The organism is Polaribacter sp. PL03 (genome assembly GCF_033875165.1).
Lineage (GTDB): Bacteria > Bacteroidota > Bacteroidia > Flavobacteriales > Flavobacteriaceae > Polaribacter.
Window position 1 is genome coordinate 677,785 of the sequence record NZ_JAWZSV010000001.1, and the last position, 23,449, is coordinate 701,233.

Annotated in this window: 21 protein-coding genes; 15 read left to right on the forward strand and 6 right to left on the reverse strand. The window is 29.7% G+C overall.

Translation table 11 applies throughout. The annotated features are described in order from the left end of the window. The first annotated feature begins 189 nt into the window (after positions 1-189). Positions 190-2,940 (forward strand): TonB-dependent receptor, encoded by a 2,751-nt coding sequence (locus SHK09_RS02885; protein ID WP_319809267.1) that lies wholly within the window; start codon positions 190-192, stop codon positions 2,938-2,940. A gap of 129 nt (positions 2,941-3,069) precedes the next feature. After that, on the forward strand, positions 3,070-5,034 hold the full coding sequence (locus SHK09_RS02890) for a hypothetical protein (RefSeq protein ID WP_319809268.1): 1,965 nt from the start codon (positions 3,070-3,072) through the stop codon (positions 5,032-5,034). Positions 5,035-5,102: 68 nt separating this feature from the next. Here SHK09_RS02890 and SHK09_RS02895 read toward each other — a convergent pair whose 3' ends face one another. Further along, positions 5,103-5,585, reverse strand: a complete 483-nt coding sequence (locus SHK09_RS02895) for a heavy metal-associated domain-containing protein (RefSeq protein WP_319809269.1) — start codon at positions 5,583-5,585, stop codon at positions 5,103-5,105. Between the two features lie 90 nt (positions 5,586-5,675). On the opposite strand from SHK09_RS02895, the gene SHK09_RS02900 reads away from it, so the two are divergent. Next, a complete protein-coding gene (locus SHK09_RS02900; RefSeq protein WP_319809270.1) occupies positions 5,676-6,551 on the forward strand; it encodes a DMT family transporter in 876 nt (291 codons plus the stop codon). Between the two features lie 121 nt (positions 6,552-6,672). Here SHK09_RS02900 and SHK09_RS02905 read toward each other — a convergent pair whose 3' ends face one another. Together SHK09_RS02905 and SHK09_RS02910 are read right to left on the reverse strand one after the other, a co-directional pair. Next, positions 6,673-8,727: a pitrilysin family protein gene (locus SHK09_RS02905; protein WP_319809271.1), complete on the reverse strand. Its 2,055-nt coding sequence runs from the start codon at positions 8,725-8,727 to the stop codon at positions 6,673-6,675. An 8-nt stretch (positions 8,728-8,735) separates the two neighbouring features. Continuing rightward, the gene (locus tag SHK09_RS02910) at positions 8,736-10,043 is read right to left on the reverse strand and encodes a pitrilysin family protein (RefSeq protein ID WP_319809272.1); all 1,308 of its coding nucleotides are present in this window, start codon (positions 10,041-10,043) and stop codon (positions 8,736-8,738) included. 259 nt (positions 10,044-10,302) lie between these two features. Between SHK09_RS02910 and rplU the strand changes: the two genes are divergently transcribed. The 12 genes from rplU (at position 10,303) to SHK09_RS02970 (ending at position 21,042) form a co-directional block, all read left to right on the forward strand. After that, on the forward strand, positions 10,303-10,947 hold the full coding sequence (gene rplU, locus SHK09_RS02915) for a 50S ribosomal protein L21 (protein WP_319809273.1): 645 nt from the start codon (positions 10,303-10,305) through the stop codon (positions 10,945-10,947). A gap of 37 nt (positions 10,948-10,984) precedes the next feature. Beyond that, on the forward strand, positions 10,985-11,245 hold the full coding sequence (rpmA, locus tag SHK09_RS02920) for a 50S ribosomal protein L27 (RefSeq protein ID WP_036782547.1): 261 nt from the start codon (positions 10,985-10,987) through the stop codon (positions 11,243-11,245). Positions 11,246-11,341: 96 nt separating this feature from the next. Then, positions 11,342-12,574: a 3-deoxy-D-manno-octulosonic acid transferase gene (locus SHK09_RS02925; protein ID WP_319809274.1), complete on the forward strand. Its 1,233-nt coding sequence runs from the start codon at positions 11,342-11,344 to the stop codon at positions 12,572-12,574. 2 nt (positions 12,575-12,576) lie between these two features. Beyond that, positions 12,577-13,134, forward strand: a complete 558-nt coding sequence (locus tag SHK09_RS02930) for a YeeE/YedE family protein (RefSeq protein ID WP_319809275.1) — start codon at positions 12,577-12,579, stop codon at positions 13,132-13,134. A gap of 2 nt (positions 13,135-13,136) precedes the next feature. Further along, positions 13,137-13,550 (forward strand): YeeE/YedE thiosulfate transporter family protein, encoded by a 414-nt coding sequence (locus SHK09_RS02935; protein WP_319809276.1) that lies wholly within the window; start codon positions 13,137-13,139, stop codon positions 13,548-13,550. After that, on the forward strand, positions 13,551-14,543 hold the full coding sequence (gene moaA / locus SHK09_RS02940) for a GTP 3',8-cyclase MoaA (RefSeq protein WP_319809277.1): 993 nt from the start codon (positions 13,551-13,553) through the stop codon (positions 14,541-14,543). It abuts the gene before it with no gap. A 13-nt stretch (positions 14,544-14,556) separates the two neighbouring features. Beyond that, a complete protein-coding gene (locus SHK09_RS02945; protein ID WP_319809278.1) occupies positions 14,557-15,096 on the forward strand; it encodes a GRAM domain-containing protein in 540 nt (179 codons plus the stop codon). Beyond that, complete coding sequence (locus tag SHK09_RS02950; protein ID WP_319809279.1) at positions 15,093-16,325, forward strand: molybdopterin molybdotransferase MoeA; 1,233 nt, start codon at positions 15,093-15,095, stop codon at positions 16,323-16,325. Before SHK09_RS02945 ends, SHK09_RS02950 begins: the two co-directional genes overlap by 4 nt. A 114-nt stretch (positions 16,326-16,439) precedes the next feature. Next, the gene (gene moaC / locus SHK09_RS02955) at positions 16,440-16,916 is read left to right on the forward strand and encodes a cyclic pyranopterin monophosphate synthase MoaC (RefSeq protein ID WP_319809280.1); all 477 of its coding nucleotides are present in this window, start codon (positions 16,440-16,442) and stop codon (positions 16,914-16,916) included. After that, positions 16,909-18,024: an NTP transferase domain-containing protein gene (locus tag SHK09_RS02960; RefSeq protein WP_319809281.1), complete on the forward strand. Its 1,116-nt coding sequence runs from the start codon at positions 16,909-16,911 to the stop codon at positions 18,022-18,024. The genes moaC and SHK09_RS02960 overlap by 8 nt, the downstream gene beginning before the upstream one ends. Before the next feature lie 156 nt (positions 18,025-18,180). After that, a complete protein-coding gene (locus tag SHK09_RS02965) occupies positions 18,181-19,272 on the forward strand; it encodes a HesA/MoeB/ThiF family protein (RefSeq protein WP_319809282.1) in 1,092 nt (363 codons plus the stop codon). Beyond that, positions 19,273-21,042, forward strand: coding sequence for a MutS-related protein (locus tag SHK09_RS02970; protein ID WP_319809283.1), 1,770 nt, complete (start codon positions 19,273-19,275; stop codon positions 21,040-21,042). 39 nt (positions 21,043-21,081) lie between these two features. Here SHK09_RS02970 and gldD read toward each other — a convergent pair whose 3' ends face one another. The 3 genes from gldD to SHK09_RS02985 are packed head-to-tail and all read right to left on the reverse strand — an operon-like array spanning position 21,082 to position 23,415. Next, entirely contained in the window at positions 21,082-21,633 is a 552-nt protein-coding gene (gldD, locus tag SHK09_RS02975; RefSeq protein WP_319809284.1) for a gliding motility lipoprotein GldD, read from the reverse strand. After that, positions 21,626-22,954, reverse strand: a complete 1,329-nt coding sequence (gene gldE, locus SHK09_RS02980) for a gliding motility-associated protein GldE (protein ID WP_319809285.1) — start codon at positions 22,952-22,954, stop codon at positions 21,626-21,628. The genes gldD and gldE overlap by 8 nt, the downstream gene beginning before the upstream one ends. 20 nt (positions 22,955-22,974) lie before the next feature. Next, positions 22,975-23,415: a single-stranded DNA-binding protein gene (locus tag SHK09_RS02985; protein WP_319809286.1), complete on the reverse strand. Its 441-nt coding sequence runs from the start codon at positions 23,413-23,415 to the stop codon at positions 22,975-22,977. Positions 23,416-23,449: the final 34 nt, after the last annotated feature.

The following is a 23,449-nucleotide window of genomic DNA, read 5'->3' on the forward strand; positions in this document are numbered from 1 at the left end:
TCAATCTAGAATGATTGTTACAAATATCTAACGGATGCTTGAAATTAATGTTTTTTTAAAATTAATAAACTGTTAACTATTTACTCGATTTAACATATTGGTAATGTTTCAGTAATGGAAGCATAATTTAAAGCTAACATATACTTTACAAAACAAGCGCACTTTTGCCACAGTAAATAACTAACGATAATGAAGAAAATTTTATTTATTGCTTTTATAGCATTAAGCCAAGTATTAATTGCACAGGACAAAGGAACTTTAAAAGGTTTGTTAACTGATAAGGAAGCAAATAATGAGTCTTTACCTTTTGCAAATGTATTTATAAAAGGAACCAATGTTGGGGCAACTACCGATTTTGATGGTAATTACTCTTTTAAAGTTCCTGCAGGAACACATATAGTATCTTTTAGTTTTTTAGGATATAAAACTGTTGAAAAAACATTTACTATTACCGCAGGACAAACAATAACTATAAACCAAGTAATGTCTGCAGAAGAAGGTGTTGGCTTAGATGAAATAGTTATAAAGACTTCTACAAGTAAAGAATCTGCTAGTGCGCTTTTATTAGAGCAAAAGAAAGCAACAGTAATAAAAGAAAGTATTGGTGCACAAACTTTAGCAAAAATAGGAGTTTCTAATGCAGCAAATGCAACAACTAAAATTTCTGGAGTTACAAAAAGTGAAAGTTCTGGTAGTATTTATATTAGAGGTTTAGGAGATAGATATTTGTCTACAACAATGAATGGTTTGCCAATTCCTTCAGATGATGTTGAAAATAAAAACATTAATCTAAATTTATTTTCTACAAACATTATAAAAAATGTAGGTATTAGTAAAACATATAGTACCTCTAATTATGCAGACCAAGGTTCTGGTAATGTAGATGTAAATTCTAAAGAGTATTCTAAAAAAGGATATTCTATTTCATTATCTGGTGGAACAAACACAAATGTTTTAGGTCTTTCAGATGATTTTAGAACAACAATTACTAACAAAGATGTTACTTTAGGTTTTCATCAAAAACAATTTGCTTTACAAAATCTTATTACTTTACAGGGTTGGGATACAGAGAAACTTTCTACTCCAGTAAATTTTAATGGTTCTTTTTCTGCAGCAAAGAAGTTTGAAGTATTTGGTAAAGATGTGGCAGTTTTCTTTACAGGTTCTCATTCTAAAACGTTCAATTATCAAAAAGGAGTTTTTAGAGCATACAGATCTAACGTTTTAGATAGAGCATTTACAGATGTAGAACAGTATGCTTCTAATTCTAATACAACAGGATATGTAAATGTTAGTTTAAAATTAAACGATAACAACAAAATTAAGTACAATACACTTTTTGTAAATACAGGCGTAGATAACTTATATGAACAAGGAAGAAATGGTTTAGGGTATGTTTTTGATCAAGATCCGCAAGAAGAAGGCGCTTTTGTTAGAGATCAAAACTTTAGACAAACTACAATGTTTATCAACCAGCTTTTAGGTGAACATAAATGGAATGAAAACAACACCTTAAATTGGGCTGGTGGTTACAATTTTGTTTTAGCAGAAGAGCCTAATAGAATTAGAAATGAAGTAAATATTTTAGATGTTACAACTTCACCAGAAATTCAATATGCACACGTTGGCGATTTTCAACAAAGAAAATCTAGTCAGAAAATTCAAGATACAGAATACAATGCTTTATTAGAAAATAAATGGGCATTAGGTTTTAAAGATGAAGATGATAATAAACCTTATTCTTTAAACTATGGCTTAAACTATAGACATAAAGAAAGAACTTTTAAATCTTTATTTGTAGGTGTAAGAGCTAAAGATTTTAAGGCACCTTCTGTAGATAATTTATCATCAACATTTACTTCAACAAATTTTAATAACGGTTTAACTTTAAGACTTAGAGATGCAGATAGGTATGAAGCAGAGTTAAATATTATTGCAGGTTATGTAAATTTCGATTTTAAATTAGACAATAAATTGTCTGGTAACTTAGGGTTGCGTTACGAAAGAGATGAAATAAATGTAATTTGGGATGTTGCAAATTTTGTAGGTAGAGTAGGTACTTTAGATAGATCTTATGAAAGTTTATTTCCAAGTGTAAATTTAAAGTATGAATTAGCAGAGAATAAATATTTACGTTTTGCATCTAGTGTTACACAAACATTACCAGAATTTAAAGAATTATCTCCGTTTGAATATGTGTCTCCAACAGGTCGTGTAACAAAAGGGAATCCAAATTTAGAAAAATCTGAAATTTATAATTTCGATTTAAAATATGAAATGTTTCCACAAAGCGGACAGCTTTTTTCTGCAACTGCTTTTTACAAACAAATTAACGATCCAATTAACCTATCTCAAACAAGAGGTTCATCTGGGTACTTTGTATATTCTAATACTGGTGAGAAAGCAAATGTTTATGGTTTAGAGTTAGAAGCGAAAACAGATTTAATTAAGAATGATGATAATGAAGGTATTTTAAACATAACAGGTAATGTTACCAAAATGTGGTTAAAGCAAGATTTGTTAAAAGACTTTCAATACAAAGATGTAACAACATCTAGTTTACAAGGAGCATCAGATTTTATAGCAAATGGTTCGTTAAGTTTTAGTGATAAAAAAGAAAAAGAATTTATTGCAACATTAACTGGTAATTATTCTTCAGATAAAATATTTGCATTAGGTTCTCCAGAAGATTTTGCAAACAGTGCGTCTTTATATAATGATGAGATTTTAGAAAAAGGCTTTGTAACCTTAGATTTAGTAGTAAGTAAAAAATTAACAGACAATCTATTAATAAAATTAGTAGGTAGAAATTTAATTAACCCAGAGATTAAGCAAACTCAAAAAGTTAAGAACTTAATTACTAATATAGAAACAAACGAAACAGTGTCTTCTTATAAAAAAGGAAGCCAATTAACAGTAAGTGTAAAGTATACTTTTTAGGCAATTAACCATTAGTTAACAAAAGGGGTTAAATATTAAAAACCCTAACATACTATTAATATTTAGGTAAAGAAAACAAAAGATTAAGGTGATTTCTTTGTGTGAAATTAATAATCATACTAAACTAAAATGAAAAAATCAGTTTTTAAAATTTTAAACATCGTAGCTTTTTCAATTGCTACTTTATCGCTAACAAATTGCGGTAGTGAAGAACCAGCAATTGTTATTGGAGGAACAGACTCTGAAATAATAGAGAACTTAAAATCTGGAATAATGAATGGTAATCTTGATGAAGATTTTACTTTAAATTCTAGTCAGATATATAATTTAAACGCTTCTTTTATTGTTGAATCTGGTGCAACTTTAACAATTCCTGCAGGAACAAGAATTCAAGCTCTTAATGGCGGAACAAGTGTTTATATTGCTGTTTTAAAAGGAGGTAAAATAGATGTGCAAGGAACAGAATCTAGCCCGGTATTTATGTCATCTGCTTCAGGAACTCCTGGAGATTGGGGAGGATTAACAATTTGTGGAGACGCAACAACAACTGCTGGTGTAAATGCAGAAGCAGAAGTTGGTGGTTTTATCTACGGTGGTACAAATGATGCAGACAATTCTGGGTCTATTAATTACTTAGTTATAAAAGGAACAGGAGCTCAAATTAATGCAGATTCACAATACAACGGTGTTTCTCTATATGGTGTTGGTTCTGGTACTTCTATTAGTAATGTTGCTGTAATTAATGGTTCTGATGATGGAATAGAGTTTTTTGGAGGAACAGTTTCTGCAACAAACTTATTTTTAGAAAATAATGAAGACGATTCTATTGACTGGACAGAAGGTTGGAATGGATCTGTAACAAATGCATATATTACACATACAGTTTCTGGTTTTTCTACAGTTTTTGAAGGAGATAAAGATAACGGAAACCCTAATTTTAGTAATATTACTGCTGTTTCTACAGTTGGTGGTACAGCTTTACAGTTTAAGAAACAATCTGGTGCAACAATAACAGGTTTATCTTTAACTGGTTATGATACATCAATAGATATGAAAGATGGTGGTGCATTAACAAACGTTCTTATAGAAGGTACTGCTGCAAATCCTTTATTATCATATACAAACGCACAAACAGTTAGTGCTATAGACTTTACTTGGGTAAGTTCTAGCGTATCTATTCCAACATCAATTTTACAAGGTACTGTAACTGGTACAGTTACTTTAGATGCCGCTATAAAATACAGTTTAAACTCTTCTTATATTGTTCAAGCTGGTGGAGAATTAATAATTCCTGCAGGAACTAAGATCGAAGCGAGAGATGGTGGTACAGGAGTTTATATTGCTGTTTTAAAAGGAGGTAAAATAGATATTCAAGGTACTGCAACAAACCCAGTTGTAATTTCTTCTTCTTCTGCTGTAGCAGGAGATTGGGGTGGATTAACAATTTGTGGAGATGCAACAACAACTGCTGGTGTAAATGCAGAAGCAGAGGTTGGTGGTTTTATTTACGGAGGAACAAATGATACAGATAACTCTGGTTCAATTAAGTATTTAGTAATAAAAGGAACAGGAGCTCAAATTAACGCAGATTCTCAATATAACGGAATTTCTTTATACGGAGTTGGTTCTGGTACTACAATAGAAAACGTTTCTGTAGTAAATGGAGCAGATGATGGTTTAGAGTTTTTTGGAGGAACAGTTTCTGCAACAAATGTTTACTTAGAAAATAATGAAGATGATTCTGTAGATTGGACAGAAGGTTGGAACGGAACTGTAACAAATACGTACATTTCTCATACAGTTTCTGGTTTTTCTACTGCTTTCGAAGGAGATAAAGATAACGGAAACCCTAAGTTTGTAAACTTAACAGCTATTTCTACAGTAGACGGTACAGCGTTACAATTTAAAAAGACTTCTGGTGCAACTATTACTAACATTTGGTTAGAAGGTTATGCTAAAAATATCGATATGAAAGATGGAGGTCCTTTAGCAAACGTTATTATAGATGGTAATGCTGCAACAACAACAGCAGATTATAAAACAGGAACTAAAGTAGATGTTTCTACTTGGACTTGGAAAAGTGCAGGTTTGTAATCTAAAAACTTTTTAGAATAAAAAAAGCAGGCTTTTTAGCCTGCTTTTTTTATTTATAAGAATACTTTTTACTCAGTTTCTTGAACGCAACAAGCCATTTTACAATCATCTGCGCAAACCATTTTACCATCTACATTTGCACCAGAACAACAACCTTTTTTGTTTGCTTTTAATTCGCAATTTTCTTTACAAGAATCTGAACAAACATGTGTTTTTGTAGAATTTACTGTTTTATTAGAAATTTCTGAAGCTTCAGAAGCTTTGTATAAATCTCCACCAGCAATTCCATTTACATATGCAATTAAGTCTTTTTTAGAAGTTGTATTTGCATCGAATTCTATATTTGCAATACTATCTGTAAAAACAACTTTAGCGTCTATTACACCTTCTTTTTTAGATAATTTAGATTGAATTGTTTTTGCACAACCAATTTCACAAGTCATACCAGAAATGGCAAGAGATACGTTTTCTTTTTTTACTTCTTTGTTACATCCTATAAAGACAAAACAAGCAATAGCTATTGAAAAGAATATTTTTTTAGTAGTCATCATATTTAATTATTAAATTATGATACAAATTTATTAATAATCAAGCTCATATTTCAATAATTATAAGACTTTTGCAGTGTTAAAAATAATGAGATGAATAATCAACAACAAAAATGGCTTTATCTTACCTTACTTTCTTTGGTTTGGGGAAGTTCTTTTATTCTAATGAAGAAAGCTTTATTGGGTGTTACACCTATTCAATTAGGTGCTTTAAGAATGATTTTTACTGCTGTTTTTTTATTAACGGTAGCTTTTCCATCATTAAAAAAAATAAAGAAGAAACATTATAAGTATATTGTTTACACGTCTATTGCAGGAACTTTTGTGCCCGGGTTTTTATTTGCGTTTGCAATAACAACTATAGATAGTTCTATTGTGTCTATCTTAAACTCATTAACACCTTTTAATACCTTAATTTTTGGTGCAATTGTATTTGGTTTTGCTTTTAAAAGAACCCAATTATATGGTATTTTAATAGGTTTGGTAGGAACCTTAATTTTGATTTTAAAAGGAGCTGCTTTAAACCCAGATCAAAATTATTGGTATGCTTTTTTAATAATTATCGCTTCTGTTGGGTACGCATTTAATGCAAATATGGTAAAGAAGTATTTAGGAGATTTAAATGCACTTTCTATTGTAACAGGTAATTTTTTATTATTACTTATACCAGCAATTGTCGTTTTAAGTTTTACAGATTTCTTTGTAACATTCGATTTTGAAAATAAGGTTTTAATGCAGTCTTTAGGGTATTTAGCAATATTATCAATAGTAGGAACAGGAATAGCAAAAACTATTTACAACAAACTAGTTCATATTTCAGATCCTGTTTTTTCATCTTCTGTAACTTATTTAATTCCTTTAGTTGCCATTTTTTGGGGTGTTTTAGATGGTGAGAAATTAAGTTCTGTTCAGGTTTTAGGCGGAATTATTATTTTAGCAGGAGTTTATTTGGTAAATAAGAAAAAGTAATTTTCTTCTTCATAAGAAAGTTGAGGTATTTTAATTTTTCTGATATTATAAAAATGAACATAAAAAAAAGAGCCAAGAACTAAATCTTGACTCTCTGTTTTAAAAATATTTATAAAATTGATTATTCAAAATCTGCATTAGAAACACCTTCGTTTACTTTAATTTCTTTTACAACGAAATCTAAATTCATTGGTCCAGATTTAATTCCAATAGAATGAGGAAATTTAACTCCGTTTACTGCTTTATAGTCAGAAAACATTGTTGGTGTTTTTACTTCTTTACCATCTGGCGTTTTAGTAGTTTTTACTTGTTTTACTTTTAAACCAGAAGCCATGTCGTAATAAACTTCAGTATCATTATATTTTAAAACAATAGCGTTTTTTCCTTCTAAAGGTTCAATTCTTACTAATTCTCCAGAAGCATATTCTAAATCGCTAAACAAAGCATTTCCGTTTTTAGCTTCAGTAATTTGTGCAGCAGTCATGTCTATTTTTTGTCCTCTTGAACTAGAATACCCTGTAGTTCCGTTAAAAACTGTTTTCTGCATTGTATTACCCATTACAGAAATTTCTTGCGAAGTTTTGTTAGGACCAGAAGCTTTCATTGTCATTACTAAAGGTGTTCCTTGAATTGTTGCATTGGCAACTGTTATCGTTGTTTTTACAGCCATAACTTTGTCTTTACCACCAATTGCATCAAAGTATTTATTAACTACTGTTTTTGCAGTCATTCCAGCAGGAATTGGTAATGTCATTGCTGGTTTTTTAGTTGGGTTTCCTTCTGTATCGAAGTAGTTAATAACATAGTCTGTTTTCTCTAAGTTTTTAAGAACCTCAATTCCTTTACCAGTAACCATTATTCTAGCCTTATCTCCTTTAAAATATTTAATTGCTGCATTTTGTACATCGTCTACAGTTACAGAGTTAATGTTTTTAATGTAGTTCGCGTAAAAATTTTCTGGCAAGTTGTAAAGCGCAATGTTTAAGGCAAAACTTGCTGCAGTAGCAGGTTTTTGAACGTCCATTACAAAACTACCAATATATTCTTCTTTAGCATCTTGTAATTCTTTAGCTGTAACTTGTTGGTAACGAATCTTGTTTATTTCTTTTTGTATTTCTACAATAGAACTATCTGTAACCATGTTTCTAACACTAGCGGTAGCTCTAAAAGTACCTGTGTTTTTTTCTCTATTTTGGCTAATACCAGAATATGAACCATAAGTATATGCTTTATCTTCTCTTAAATTATTGAAAAGTCTAGCAGAACCACCACCACCAAGAATTTTATTTGCTAATAAAGCTGCATAATAATCTTTATCTCCTAAAGTTAAATCTACAGTATTAACAACTGCAACTTCAGATTGATTAGCATTTGGCATATTTACAAAGCTAATTTGAGTTGTAGGTAGATTTTCTGGAGTTGGAAAATTAGAAACAGGAATTTCTCCTTTTGTCCAATCTGCAAATAATTTCTTAACTAATTTCTTAGTCTCTTTTGGGTTAATGTCTCCAACAATAATTAAATACGCGTTGTTAGGTTTGTAATATGTATTGTAATTATTTTTTACTGCGTCTAAAGTAATATTGTTTATTGTAGTTTTACTTGTGTACTCACCATAAGGATGATTTTTACCATAAACTAAAATACTTTGAACTCTAGCAGCAATAGCAGATACATTTTTTTCTGAAGATTTTATGTTCTCTAAAGTTACTTTTACTTCCTTATCAAATTCTTCTTGAGAAAATTGAGAGTTTTTAACACCATCTGCCATTAGACCTAATACTTCTGGAAAGTATTTTTCTAAAGATCTTGCAGAAGCACCAGAGCTAAAAAAGCCAACATTAGCTCCTAAAAAATCTACTTTTTCGTTAAAATCATCTTTACTAATATTTGTAGTTCCTCTACCTAGTAAACTTCCCATCATGTTAGAAACACCAGCAATATCACCTTCTAAATAAGGTTTGTTGTCTATTCTTAAGGTTGCAGATACTCTTGGTAATTTATGGTTTTCTACCATAATTACTGTTAAACCGTTATCTAAAGTAAATTTGTCTGCACTTCCTAATTTTACTACAGGATCTGGTCCTGGAGTAGGCATTTTGCTTCTGTCTATTTGCGCATTTGTGGCAAAAGACATAGATACAACTGCTATAATTGATAAAATTTTTGTCTTCATCTTTTTTATTATTTTTTCTTAGGTAAATATTCTAAGATTAATCTTTGGTTTTTATTTAAGTACTTCTTTGCAACTGCTCTAATTTCTTCACGAGTAACAGATCTATAAATATTAATCTCAGAATTAATTAAATTAGTGTCGCCATACATTACATGATATCTAGCCAAAGAGTTAGCAATACCAACAACACTAGAGTTAGAGTTTACATAATTGTTTTCAAACTGATTTTGTATTTTTTGAAAATCTCTTTCAGAAATTAAATCCGTTTGAATTTTTAAAACCTCTTCGTCCATTTCTTTAATTAAATCATCTAAAGTAACGTCACCTAAAGGCAAAGAAAATAGTGCGTAAATACCATAATCTTGCTGGCTAATATTTACAGCTTGTACAGCAAGTGCCATTTTTTTGGTATCAACCATTTTCTTATAAAGTATAGAACTTTTTCCTCCACTTAAATAAGTAGATATCATATCTAAAATTTTAGAATCTCTAGTTTTAAAAGAAGGTGTTCTATATGCAGCAATTACTGCAGGTATTTGTATGTTTTCATCATAAGCTTTTGCTCTAAATTCTTTTGTAATAGGAGCTTCTTTAGGAAACTCTCTAACAACATCTGCTCCTCTAGGAATAGGACCAAAATAATCTTTTATCATCTTTTTGGTTGCAGCAAAATCAATATCACCAGCAACAACTAAAGTAGCATTGTTTGGTACATAGTATTTTTTATTAAAAGCTAAGAATTCTGCTAATGTTGCAGCATCTAAATCTTTCATATACCCAACGTTTGGATCTTTATATGGGTGAACTTTAAATAAGTTCTTGCTTATTTCATCTACAATTTGAGAATAAGGTCTTGTACGTTGTCTTTTTTCTTCTTTTACAACCTCATTTTGTGTGTCTACACCTTCTTGTCCTATAATTGGGTGAAACAAACGCGCAGATTCTAACCATAAACCTAACTCTAGTTTATTAGAAGGAAATATTTCATAATAGTAAGTTCTATCTTTAGACGTGTTTGCATTTACTTTACCTCCATTAGAAGCTACAATTTTCATCCATTCTCCTCTACCTATATTTTCTGTACCTTCAAATAGTAAGTGTTCAAAGAAATGAGCGAAACCAGTTCTCTCTCTACTACCATCTTTACCACCAACACCATACATTACAGATGTAATTACAACAGGTGCAGATTTGTCTTGGTGCAATATTACATGCATACCATTGTCTAATTTGTACTCTTCAAATTCAACTTTTTGCGCATTTGCAGAAAATGCAAGTAACATAGCTGAAGCCAGAGTTAAAATACTTTTTTTCATTTATTTTTTATTTAATTAATAGTTGATGCCTTGTATGACGCAGATAATTAATCTTTGTTACAACAAAATAACGTTTTTTAGAAGGCATCACCAAAAATAGTGAGAATCTAATAAAAGATGAAGTGAAAAAACTATTTATTTGCTTGATTATAATGTGTTTATTTTTTTTGAAGCAATGTTGTAAAGTTCTAAAAAAGGTGTATATTTGCATCCGCATTTTCTATAGAGAAGGTGTGTTAATTAACGCAAAACAAATAGTATGTACGCAATCGTAGAGATAGCAGGGCAGCAGTTTAAAGTTGCAAAAGACCAAAAAGTATACGTTCACCGTTTAAAAGGAGAAGAAGGATCAGAAGTTACTTTTGATAACGTTCTTTTACTTGATGACAATGGAAGTGTATCTATTGGCGCCCCAGCTATAGAAGGAGCCGCAGTAACGGCAAAGATTTTAAGTCACTTACAAGGTGATAAAGTAATCGTTTTCAAAAAGAAACGAAGAAAAGGTTACCAAAAGAAAAATGGACACAGACAAGCTTTAAGTGAGATTCAAATTGAATCTATTGCTGCTTCTGGTGCTAAAAAAGCAACTAAGAAAGCTGCAGCTCCAAAGGCTGAAGCTAAAAAAGCTGCTCCAAAAAAATCTTCTAAAGGAGATGACTTAAAGAAAATAGAAGGTGCTGGACCTAAAGCTGCTGAAGCTTTAGTAAACGCAGGTTTAGATACTTTTGCAAAAGTAGCAAAAACTGATGCTTCTAAATTAAGTGAAATTTTAACTGAAGCAAGTTCAAGATTATCTCACATTGTGACTGATACTTGGCCAAAACAAGCTGGTTTAGCTGCTGATGGTAAATGGGACGAATTAAAGGAATTACAAGATAGATTAGACGGAGGTATTGAAAAATAATCCAATAATTTACTTTAATCTATAAAAACTCAACAAAATGGCACATAAAAAAGGTGTAGGTAGTTCGAAGAATGGTAGAGAATCAGAATCAAAACGTTTAGGCGTAAAGATTTTTGGTGGTCAAGCAGCAATTGCTGGTAACATCATTGTTCGTCAAAGAGGAACAACTCACAATCCAGGTGAAAACGTTTACATGGGTAAAGATCATACTTTACATGCAAAGGTTGATGGAGTAGTGGAATTTAGAAAGAAAAAAGACAATAGATCTTATGTTTCTATAACTCCATTTGAAGCTTAGTATCTAAGTTTTAAATAAAATTATTAAAAAGCTCAAACATTTATTTGTTTGAGCTTTTTTTCGTTTTAGAACATTCCGTTTTGTACTTTTACTCATATGAAATTCATGTACAATTTTACGGTTTCTTTTGCAGCAATATTGTTACCTCTTATAGCTGTTTTTAATAAGAAAATTAAACTTTTTGTTACCGGTAGAAAAGAAACTTTCTCTAAGTTATCTGCTTTAAAAAACAAAAAAACTATTTGGTTTCACGCTGCTTCTTTGGGCGAGTTTGAACAAGCAAGACCAATTATAGAAGAATTAAAAAAGAAGCATAAAGAATATAAAATTTTAGTTACTTTCTTTTCTCCTTCTGGTTATGAAATTAGAAAAAACTATAATTTAGCAGATGTAGTTTGTTACTTGCCTTTAGATTCTAAAAAGAATGCAAGAAAATTTGTAGCAGCTGCAAACCCTACTATTGCTGTTTTTATAAAATATGAATTCTGGCCAAATCTTTTAAATGAACTAAAGAAGCAAGAAATTAAAACAATTTTAGTTTCTGGTATTTTAAGAAAAGACCAACTATTCTTTAAAAAATATGGTGGTTTTATGAGGAAGTCTTTAGAGGCTTTCCATCACTTTTTTGTGCAAGATAAAAACTCTAAGGAATTACTAAATTCTATCAATTTTAAAAACGTAACAGTTGCTGGAGATACAAGATTCGATAGGGTTTTAAGAATTTTAGAACAAGATAACTCGTTAGATTTTATAAATAAATTTAAAGACGATAAATATACTATTGTAGCAGGAAGTACTTGGCAAGAAGATGAAGGGCTATTGGTTAATTACATTAATAACAAAGCAACGCAAGAAGAGAAATTTATTATTGCACCACATAATATTAAAGGCGATGCAATTTTAAATTTAAAGAAATCTATAAATAAAGAAACTGTTTTGTTTTCAGAAAAACAAGGTGTAAACTTATCTGAAAAGCAAGTTTTTATTATTGATACAATAGGTATTCTTACTAAAATTTACGCTGTTGCAGATGTTGGTTATGTTGGTGGAGGTTTAAAAACGGGTTTACATAATATTTTAGAGCCAGCAACTTTTGGTATTCCTGTAGTTATTGGAAATAAATACAACAAATTTAAAGAAGCTGTAGATTTAGTAAAAATTGGTGGTTGTCTTTCTATTAAAAATCAAGAAGAATTTAATGAGAGTTTTATCAATTTAAAAGAAGATATAAGCTTTCGAAACTTAACAGGAATCATTAATAAAAAATACATTGAAGATCATTTAGGAGCAACAAATTTAATTATGAATTATTTAAAAGATAAAATTTAATTATGGACTTTATATTACAACCTTGGCCTTGGTATGTTGGTGGTCCGTTGATAGCAATTTCTTTGTTATTGTATTTCTACTTCGGAAAAAACTTTGGAGCCTCTACGAATTTCGAAACTTTATGTACAATGGCTGGCGCAGGAAAAGTGTCAGATTATTTTAAGAAAGATTGGAAAGAACGCGATTTTGCATTGCTATTTGTAGTCGGATTAATTATTGGAGGTTTTATATCTGTGTTATATTTAATTCCGAATCAAGCAATCGATTTAAACCCAACAACAGTTAAAGAACTAACAGATTTAGGGTTTTTAAGTGTTGGGAATCAGTATTTTCCTGATGAGATTTTTGGTATTGAAGCATTTTCTTCAGTTAAAGGATTTATTATTTTAATAGTTTCAGGAATCTTAATTGGTTTTGGAACACGTTATGCTGGTGGTTGTACTTCTGGACACGCAATTACAGGTTTAAGTAGTTTACAATTACCATCTTTATTAGCTGTAATTGGTTTCTTTATTGGAGGAATCATTGCAACGTGGTTTATAATTCCAATCTTATTTTAGTTATGAAAAACATCAGATTTTTAATATTAGGAATATTTTTCGCAATCGTATTAAGTAAAACGCAAGCAATTTCTTGGTATCGCTTTTATGAAATGTTTAAATTTCAGTCATTTCATATGTTTGGTATTATTGGAGGTGCAGTTGTAATTTCTGCAATATTTATGCAGTTATTTAAGAGCGGGAAAATAAAAGACATTAATGGAAATAAGATTATACCAAAACCAAAGAAAGAAGGTTATATAAGTACAATTTTAGGAGGTACATTTTTTGGTTTAGGTTGGGGAATATCTGGTGCTTGTGCAGCACCTATTTTTGTAATTCTTGGGTTTAAATTAATACCAGCTTTAATTCTATTACTAGGTGCGCTTATAGGTGCATTTATTTATGGCCTTTTAAGTAAAAAACTACCAAATTAAATGAGCAAACTATTAGATAATTTTGGCAGACAAATGGAATATGTTCGATTGGCAGTTACAGATCGCTGTAATTTGCGTTGCCAGTACTGTATGCCTGCTCAAGGGATAAATATTGTTCCTAGACAAGAATTGTTAACCTTTAAAGAAATGTATCGTTTAATTAGAGTGTTAACAGAATTGGGTGTTAATAAAGTGCGTTTAACTGGTGGCGAACCTTTTGTACGTAAAGATTTTGTTGGCTTTTTAGAAATGTTGTCTTATAACGATTTGCTAGAAGCAATTAATATTACCACGAATGGTGCAATGATTTCTCAGCATATTTCTAAAATTGAACAATTAGAGAAAGTAAAAAACATTAATTTAAGTATCGATAGTTTACACAGAGAAAAGTTTGCGAAAATTACAAGAAGAGATGTTTTTCCGGAAGTTTATAAAACATTTGAATTACTCGAAAAAAGTAGCTTAAATTTAAAACTGAATGTAGTGGTGCAATCTGGTTTTAATACAGATGAAATTGTAGACTTTGTAAGATTAACAAAAGATAAAAATGTTGCAGTTCGTTTTATTGAAGAAATGCCTTTTAATGGAAAAGGACAACGTAAAATGGAAGAAAATTGGACTTTTAAGAAGATTTTAAATGAAGTAAAAACTGCGTTTGATGTAAAGGAGATTCAGTCTGAAAAATCATCTACTTCTAGAAATTTCGGAATAGATAACCACATGGGAACTTTTGGAATAATTCCTGCTTTTACAAGAACTATTTGTAACGATTGTAATCGAATTAGAATTACAAGTACCGGAACTTTTAAAAACTGTTTGTTTGATGATGGTGTTTTTAATCTTCGAGACTTTATAAGAGAAGGAGCTTCTAATGACGATTTAAAAGAACTCTTTCTAGGCTTGGTTAAACAGAAACCAGAAAATGGTTTTATTGCAGAAGCGAATAGAAAAGATGGTGGTGCATCAGAAAGTATGAGTACAATTGGTGGATAAAGTATAAAATAGTATGATGAAAAAACAATTTAAATTAGAGTTTACCTGGAAACAAAAAACCTACATACTTTTCTCTACAACAGTTGTGTATGGTTTAATGTTATACATCTTAAATTCTAATCAAAATCTTAAAGAAATTATTATTCAAGCAATAATTTTTGGTGTTCTTATGACACTATTTTTCATATTCTTATTTCCATGGGTTATGAGAAAAATTGTTGGAGAAAGTTTAGATAATATTGCGCCCGCACTTCTTGAAGGGGAAACACTTAAAGAAGAAATTTTTGCTAATTTATTTAGAGGTATTGAGGCAGTTGGTGGCAAGTTGTTTTTTACCAATAAAAGATTAATTTTTAAAAGTCATTCTTTAAATATCCAGAAAGGTCAGACAGATATAAGTTTCATAGAAATTATTAATGTAGAGAAAAGAAAGACCATGAAAATTGTTGATAATGGAATGAAAATTACAACAAAAGATGGTAAAGAATATTGTTTTATTATAGAAGATAGAGATCTTCAAATTGAAAAAATTAAAGAAATACTTTCTAAATGATTTCAGTAGAAGAAGCAAAAAACATCGTTTTAAATTCAGCTCAAAACTTTAGCGTTGAAGAAATTCCGTTTATAAAATCTGTAGGTAGAGTTTTAAACGAAGAGATTAGAGCAGATAGAGATTTTCCGCCTTTTAATAGAGTTTCTATGGACGGAATTGTAATTGACTACGCTTCATTTAAAAACGGACAAAGAGTATTTAAAATAGAAGGAATTCAGGCAGCAGGAAGTAAACAATTAACTCTTGTTAATTCTGTAAACTGTATTGAAGTAATGACAGGTGCGGTTTTGCCAAATAATGCAAATACTGTTATTCGTTACGAAGATGTTTCAATTGATAATGGAATTGCAACTATTAATATTGATGCAATAAATAACGGACAGAATATTCATATAAGAGGTAAAGACGGTAAAAAAGGAGATCTTTTAATTGAAGAAAATATAGAAATTTCTGCTGCAGAAATTGGCGTTTTAGCAACTGTTGGTAAATCACTTGTAAAAGTAGTAAAACAGCCAAAAGTAATGATTGTTTCTACTGGAGATGAACTGGTTGCTGTAGAGGAAACTCCGTTAGAGCATCAAATAAGAAGAAGTAATGTGTTTACTTTGGTTTCATTATTAGAAAGGCTAAATATTTCTTCAGAAACTGCTCATATTACAGATAATAAAGTTGTTTTAAAATCTAAAATAGAAGCCTATTTACAAGAATATGATGTTTTACTTTTTAGCGGTGCAGTTAGCAAAGGTAAATACGATTTTTTACCAGAAGTTTTTGAAGAATTGGGTGTAAGTAAGCTGTTTCATAAAGTAGCACAAAGACCAGGAAAACCTTTTTGGTTTGGACGAAAAGTGTCTTTTAGTATGAGTGAACAGAGTGTTTATAAGAATGAAAAAGAACAAACAATTGTCTTCGGATTTCCTGGAAACCCAATTTCTACATTTGTAAATTGTTTGGTGTATTTTTATCCATGGTATTACAAATCTGTTGGAATAGAAATAAAAGAAGAAAGTGCAATTTTAGGAGAAGATGTTACTTTTAAACCTAGTTTAGATTATTTTTTACAAGTAAAACTAGTAAGTGAAAAAGGTAAATTAATAGCTATACCTATTTCGGGTAATGGTTCTGGAGATTTAGCAAGTTTGGTAAAAACAGACGCTTTTATTCAGTTACCAAATGATAAAATAGAATTCAAAAAAGGAGAAATTTTTAATATAATTAGATACAGATAAACTTTACTCGAAGAGAAATTTTGTGAGTATTATTTCTAAATAGTAAAAACAGACTATCAGTTCGAGTGATACCATTTTAATAGGAATTGTATCGAGAACATATAAAGATATCAAATGACAAATTTTACACACATAAATAAAAAAGGAAACCCTAAAATGGTAAATGTTTCTGATAAGAAAATTACCAAGAGAACAGCCATTGCAAAAGCAACTATGTTTTTAGGAAAAGAAGTAATTGCTCATTTTACAAATGATGAGTTGTTTACTAAAAAAGGGCCTGTTTTTCAAACGGCAATTATTGCAGGAATACAAGGAGTAAAAAAAACATCAGAATTAATACCAATGTGTCATCCGTTACTAATTAATGGTGTAGATATTGACATTAATATTTTAGATTTAGAAAATGTTGAAGTTCTTTGTGAAGTTACTATTACCGGAAAAACTGGCGTAGAAATGGAGGCATTAACTGGTGCAAACATTGCTTGTTTAACTATTTATGACATGTGTAAAAGTATTAGTCAGAAAATGGTGATTAAAGAAGTGAAATTGTTAGAAAAAACGGGTGGAAAATCTGATATAAAAAATGGCTAAAAAACACAGTAAACATACAAATTTAGAAAGACGACATAATGATAATTTTGCACCTAATGAAGTTTCAATTTTAGGTACAAATTGCGGAATTATTTCTGATTTAGTTTCTAAAGTTTCTAAGCAACTATCTAATTATAAATTAGCTTATTTTGATACTTCTCATGCTAAAGATGTGGAAGAAAACCAATTGGCTGAATATGTTTTTCATCACGAAGGAAATTTACAAATTACTACTTCTGGAAACATAAATAAATTTCAACAACGTTTAGATTTTTCAAACTTCGATTATGTTTTTATAAACGGAAATCACTACCAAGGAGCAAAACAAATTTTAATTTTAGATGAAGCTAAAGAAGCGTCTGTTTTAAAAAGATTAGACCAATTAGATCGTATTCAATTTATTGTAAAACTTAAAAGTGAAACAGAATATTTTAATTTTTTAGTAGATAAATATCCAAATATTAAAAATAAGATTTGCTATACAATTGATGAAGTTGATAAAATTGCAAATCATATTAATAATTTGATTCAAGAAAAAATGGCCCCAATTAAAGGTTTGGTTTTAGTTGGTGGAAAAAGTACAAGAATGGGGAAAGATAAATCTGAATTGAATTATTTTGGAAAACCTCAAAAAGAAGCTGTTAAAGAATTATTAGAAAATAATAATTTAGAGACTTTTTATTCTGTTCAAAATTCATTAGAAAATGAAAATGAGATTTCTGATAAATTTATAAATCTTGGTCCTTTTGGCGGAATTTGTTCTGCATTTCAAAAAGACCCAAATGCTGCTTGGTTTGTCTTGGCAACAGATGTTCCTTTTGTGAGTGATGAAATTATTCAATTATTATTAAAACATAGAAACCCTAGTAAAGCAGCAACTGCCATTAAAGGAAAAAACAAAGATTTTCCAGAGCCTTTAATTACAATTTACGAACCCAAAGCATATTCGATTTTGTTGCAATATTTAGCACAAGGATATTCTTGTCCGCGTAAAATGTTAATTAATTCTGATGTAGAAATTGTAGAAATTGACGATAGTTTTATTAGAAATATAAATACACCAGAAGAATTTGAAGTTGCTAAAAAGGAGATAAATAAAAGCAAATAAAAGAAGAAAATACAATACCCAGTTTTGTCTTTTCGATGAAGGAGAAATCACAGAAAAGAGCCAACATAAGATTGAGATAATTATGAAATTTCTCAATCGCCAAAAAAGGCTCATTTCGAAATGACAAATAGTTACTGAAAAAGTTAAGCATATAAAATGAAACCAACAAAAAATCAGTTTTTTAAACGCCAAACTACTTTGCAAGAAATTGGAGAAGTGGGGCAACAGAAATTACAAAATGCTACTGTTTTAGTAGTTGGTTGTGGTGGTTTAGGAAGCCCGATTGCTGTATATTTAGCTTCTAGCGGAATTGGTAAAATTCGTTTGGTAGATTTTGATACGGTTGATATTTCGAATTTGCATAGACAAGTTTTTTATTCTTTAGAAGATGTAGGTCAACCAAAAGCAGCAGTTTTATCAGAATTTATAAAAAAAAGAGCGCCTTTTACAAAAGTTACTTTTTCGAATAAACCAGTTACAAAAGACAATGTTTTTAAGCTTATAGAAAATGTAGATATTGTAGTTGATGGTACAGATTCTTTGCCCACAAAATACCTTTTAAATGATGCTTGTGTTCTTAAAAATAAGCCTTTGGTTTATGGTTCTTTGTATAAGTTTGATGGTTATGTAGCTACTTTTAATGTTTTGCAAAAAGACGGAGGTTATTCTGCAAATTTAAGAGATGCTTTTCCAGAAATGGCAACAGATATACCTAATTGTGAAGAAGCAGGAACGTTAAATTCTATTGTTGGTATGATTGCGACACAACAAGTAAATGAAGTTTTAAAATTGATTACAGGTATTGGAAAGCCTTTAACAAATCAGTTATTAATTTACAATTCACTTCAAAACACACAATTAAAAATGAAGCTAAAACCTACTTTTTTTAAAGAAAAAATAGCGAAATTATTTAAAGCACAAACTTATTTTGATGCTATTTGTGCAACTCAAAATAGCGACTTGTTAATTACTTCGGCAGAATTAAAAAGTAGACTTAAAGAGGAAGATTTAGAGCTAATTGCAGTTTTACCAAATTTAAAGTTGCCTTTTAAAGTGCAACAAGTAATTCCTATTCAGAAATTTAAACCAGAGAATATTGTTGTAAATTTTAATAAAACATATATTATGGTTTGCCAAAGAGGTATGAATAGTTACATTGCTACCAAAATGATGAAAAAAGAATACCCAGAATTAAACGTTTTTAGTTTGGTTGGCGGAATTTCTAAATACAAAATAGAGAATAATTAAATGCAGAATCCTAAAGATTTTTATATAAATACAAAAGCTGAACTCGATAAAGAAGCAGCCATTTTAAAACGTAAATCGGTTAATCTAAGTGTTTTTAGATTTGCTGTCTTTTTAGGCGTATGTTTTTTAATATACTTAACTTTTGGTGCTTACCCAGATGTTTTTATTATTGCGTTTTTAGGACTTTTATTATTTGGTTTTTTAGTTTCAAAACACATCAATCTTAAGAGAAAAAGAAATATTGTTGATGAGAAAATTAAGATAAACCAGACAGAAATTAGGGTTTTAAATCGCGATTTTCATCACTTAGAAACAGGTGAAGAATTTACAGACGCTACCCATTTTTATAGTAATGATATAGATTTATTTGGTAAGGGTTCTTTTTTTCAATCGATAAATAGAACTAAAACTAACGATGGTAAAGTTGTTTTAGCAAACTCGTTAACAGAAAATAAAACAACTGTTATTTTAGAGAAACAAAATGCTTTAAAAGAGTTGTCTAAAAAAGTTATTTGGAGACAGCATTTTGCTGCTTTAGCAAGTTTGGTATCCGTTAAGAATACTTCTAAATCTATTGTAAGTTGGATTTCGAGTTACGTTACTGTTCTACCTAAATATATGGAGAAAGTTCAAATAAGTTTCTCTGTAATATCTTTAACTTTAATTGCTTTGGTTTCTTTTAATGTTCTTGCTTTTACTTACATAGTAATTTGGTTTTTTATTGGCCTTTTTGTTACTGCTAGATTTGTAAAAAACACCAATAACTTATATACAGAAACAAATAAGGTTAGAAGTATATTTAGGCAATATCATCAATTGTTAGATGAGATTGAAAACGAAAATTTTACTTCAGAAATTCTAAAAGAGAAACAAGAAATTATTAAATCGGAAAATAAAAAAGCATCTACTATTTTTAAGGAATTTGCTAGAATTTTAGACACGTTCGATCAAAGAAATAATATTCTAATATCTGTTGTTGGTAATGGTTTGTTTCTTTCGGAAATTTACAATGCTTGTAAAGTAGAAAAATGGATTTCTAACTACAAACACACCGTTTCTAAATGGTTTGAAGTGGTTGCTTTTTTTGATGCAGAAAATTCATTAGCCAATTTTCATTTTAATCATCCTAAGTTTATTTTTCCGGAGATAACTTTAGAAAAAGAAGTAATAGAGGGAACCAATTTAGGGCATCCTTTATTAAAGGTTGATAAGAGAATTGATAATGATTTTAATATTAAAAAAGAAGAGTTCTTTATTGTTACAGGAGCTAATATGGCAGGAAAAAGTACATTTTTAAGAACTATTTCTTTGTCTATTGTTATGGCAAATTGTGGTTTGCCTGTTTGTGCAGAGTCGTTTAAATATTCGCCAATAAAACTAATTACAAGCATGAGAACTTCAGATTCTTTAACAGAAGATGAGTCTTATTTTTATTCAGAATTAAAACGTTTAAAATTTATTGTAGATGAAATTAAAGATAAAGATTATTTTATAATTTTAGATGAAATTTTAAAAGGAACAAATAGCAAAGACAAGGCAATTGGTTCTAAAAAGTTTGTAGAAAAATTAACAAAGTCTAAATCTACAGGAATTATAGCAACACATGATGTTAGTTTGTGTGAGTTAGAAAATGAGTTTCCTACAGTTAAAAATTATTACTTTGATGCCGAAATTATAGAAAACGAATTACATTTCGATTACACCTTAAAAAGTGGGATTTGTAAAAATATGAATGCTTCTTTCTTATTGAAGAAAATGGAGATTGTTTAAGATAATTAAAAACGGTTTTTGAAACTTTCTAAAAAAAAATTACTCTTTCCATTCTAAGGTTTCTACCAAACGTAAAATGTCTTCTTTAACATAATTTACTGCTGGTAAAATAGAATCGTAATTTGGTTTTGCATAGAAATATAAGGAACCCTTTATAAAATTTTTTGTACTGTCTGTAACATGAAACTGTATGTGAGATGCTGCGTTACCAGTAATTTCATAAATACTACCAAAAACCCTCTTTTCTTTGTTTACAAAGTCTTTTGGTATAATTTGTTCTGCTTTGGCAGTGTGTTTAAAAACTAGTTTTTCTGCTTCTGTAAGTAATTCTTTTATGTTGTTGTTTACAGGTCTGTAGGTAATGTCTATAGATGCTTTTAGCTTTGGATATTTAATTGTTAACCAATTATTTTTGTCGTTAATAACAGTTGCATTTTTCGATACTTTAAAACTATAAGGTCTTTTAAATTTTAAGTTTTCATAAACCTTTTCCGGATAATTTAAACTTAAATATGCTTTTGGTTTTGGCAATAGGTCTTCTTTACAAGAAATAAAAATTGATAAAAATAAGAATAAAAATAGGTTACGCATTTCTAGTTGCTTTTACTTGTTTAATACGCTTTTTGTCTAGCGCTTCTATGGTAAACGTATAATTCTTAAAGTTTATTTTCTCACCTCGTTTTGGAAATTTTCCAGAGATTTCTAAAATAAAACCAGCTAATGTTTCACTTTCTCCTTTTTCCTCCTCAAAAATTTCTTCATCTTCATCATCTAAAACTTTACAGAAATCTTTTATAGAAGTTTTTCCTTCGAAAATATAATTGTTGTTGTCTATTTTAGAGTACAATAAATCATCATCATCAAATTCATCATTTATATCACCAACAATTTCTTCGATAACGTCTTCTAGAGTTACCAAGCCGCTTGTTCCTCCGTATTCATCTACAACTATGGCTAAATGATTCTTTTTAGCTCTAAAATCGCCTAATAAATCATCTAATTTTTTATTTTCTGGTACAAAAAAGGTTTCTCTTAATAAACTTTGCCATTTAAAAGATTTCTTGTCTAGGTGAGCAAGTAAATCTTTTGCATACAAAACGCCAACAATATTGTCTATGTTTTCTTTATAAACAGGGTTTCTAGAATAACCGTTTGTTAAAATTTTATCTAGAACTTCTTCGTAAGTTTCAGTGTCTGAAATAGCAAAAAGATCTATTCTAGGTTTCATTATTTGCACAGTTTCTGTGTTTCCGAAGTTTACAATTCCTTGTAGTATTTTTTGTTCGTCTTTACTTGTTGCGCCATGTGATGTTAATTCTAAAGCCTGAGACAAAGTTTCTACAGAAAAGTTGGTTGCTTTGCTTCCAAATTTTTTCTCAACCCATTTTGTAATCGCAATTAAAGGCATGCTAAATGGAGTTAATATAATATTTACAGAATGAATAAATTTAGACATTTTTTTAGCAAAAGGCAATGCATTTCTAGAGGCATATACTTTAGGTAAAACCTCGCCAAATAAAAGAATTAAAAAGGTTACTAATATTATTTCTATTACAAAACGAACAGGCAGAGTAAAAAAGTATAAGTCTAATGTAAGATCGAAATCGCTAAATAAAACTTCTGCCAAAGAAGCAAATAACAATACGATTAAAATATTTATAAAATTATTGGTAATTAAAATGGTAGCCAATAATTTTCTAGGTCTATCTAATAAAGTTACTACTATATTTTCTTCTTTTCCGTTGTTAGAAAGTTCATTTATATCTGTTTGATTTAATGAGAAGAAAGCAATTTCTGAACCTGAAATTAAAGCAGAACTAATAAGTAATGCAATTAATACGATTCCGTTTAATGCGGTAATAAAATCGAAGGAAGCTAAAAGAATAAATAAATGTTCGGGATCTGGGTCCAATGTTTAATATTTTATAATTGTTAAAAAGGTAAATCTTCATTTTCTTCTGTTGCAACCGTTTCTGGTGCAGCAGCAATTGGTGTGTTCTGTTGTGCAGTAGGAGCAACATTGTTTTCAGAGTTCTTTTTAGTACTAAGCATTGTCATTTCTGTAACAACAACTTCTGTAGAGTAACGTTTTACACCATCTTGTTCCCATTGTCTGTTTTTTAACTTTCCTTCTACATAAACTTTATCTCCTTTAGATAAATATTTTTCGCAAATTTCTGCTAATTTATTTCTAACAACAATATTATGCCAATCTGTATTGGTTACTTTTTCTCCTGTTTGTTTGCTTGTGTAGCTCTCTGATGTTGCAATAGGAAAGCGACCAACACTATTCTTGTCATCGAAATAATGCATTTTTACATCATCACCTAAATTACCAATTAGTATTACTTTGTTTATTGTTCCTGCTGCCATAATTCTTTTTTTTAACTAATCAAATGTACTAAAA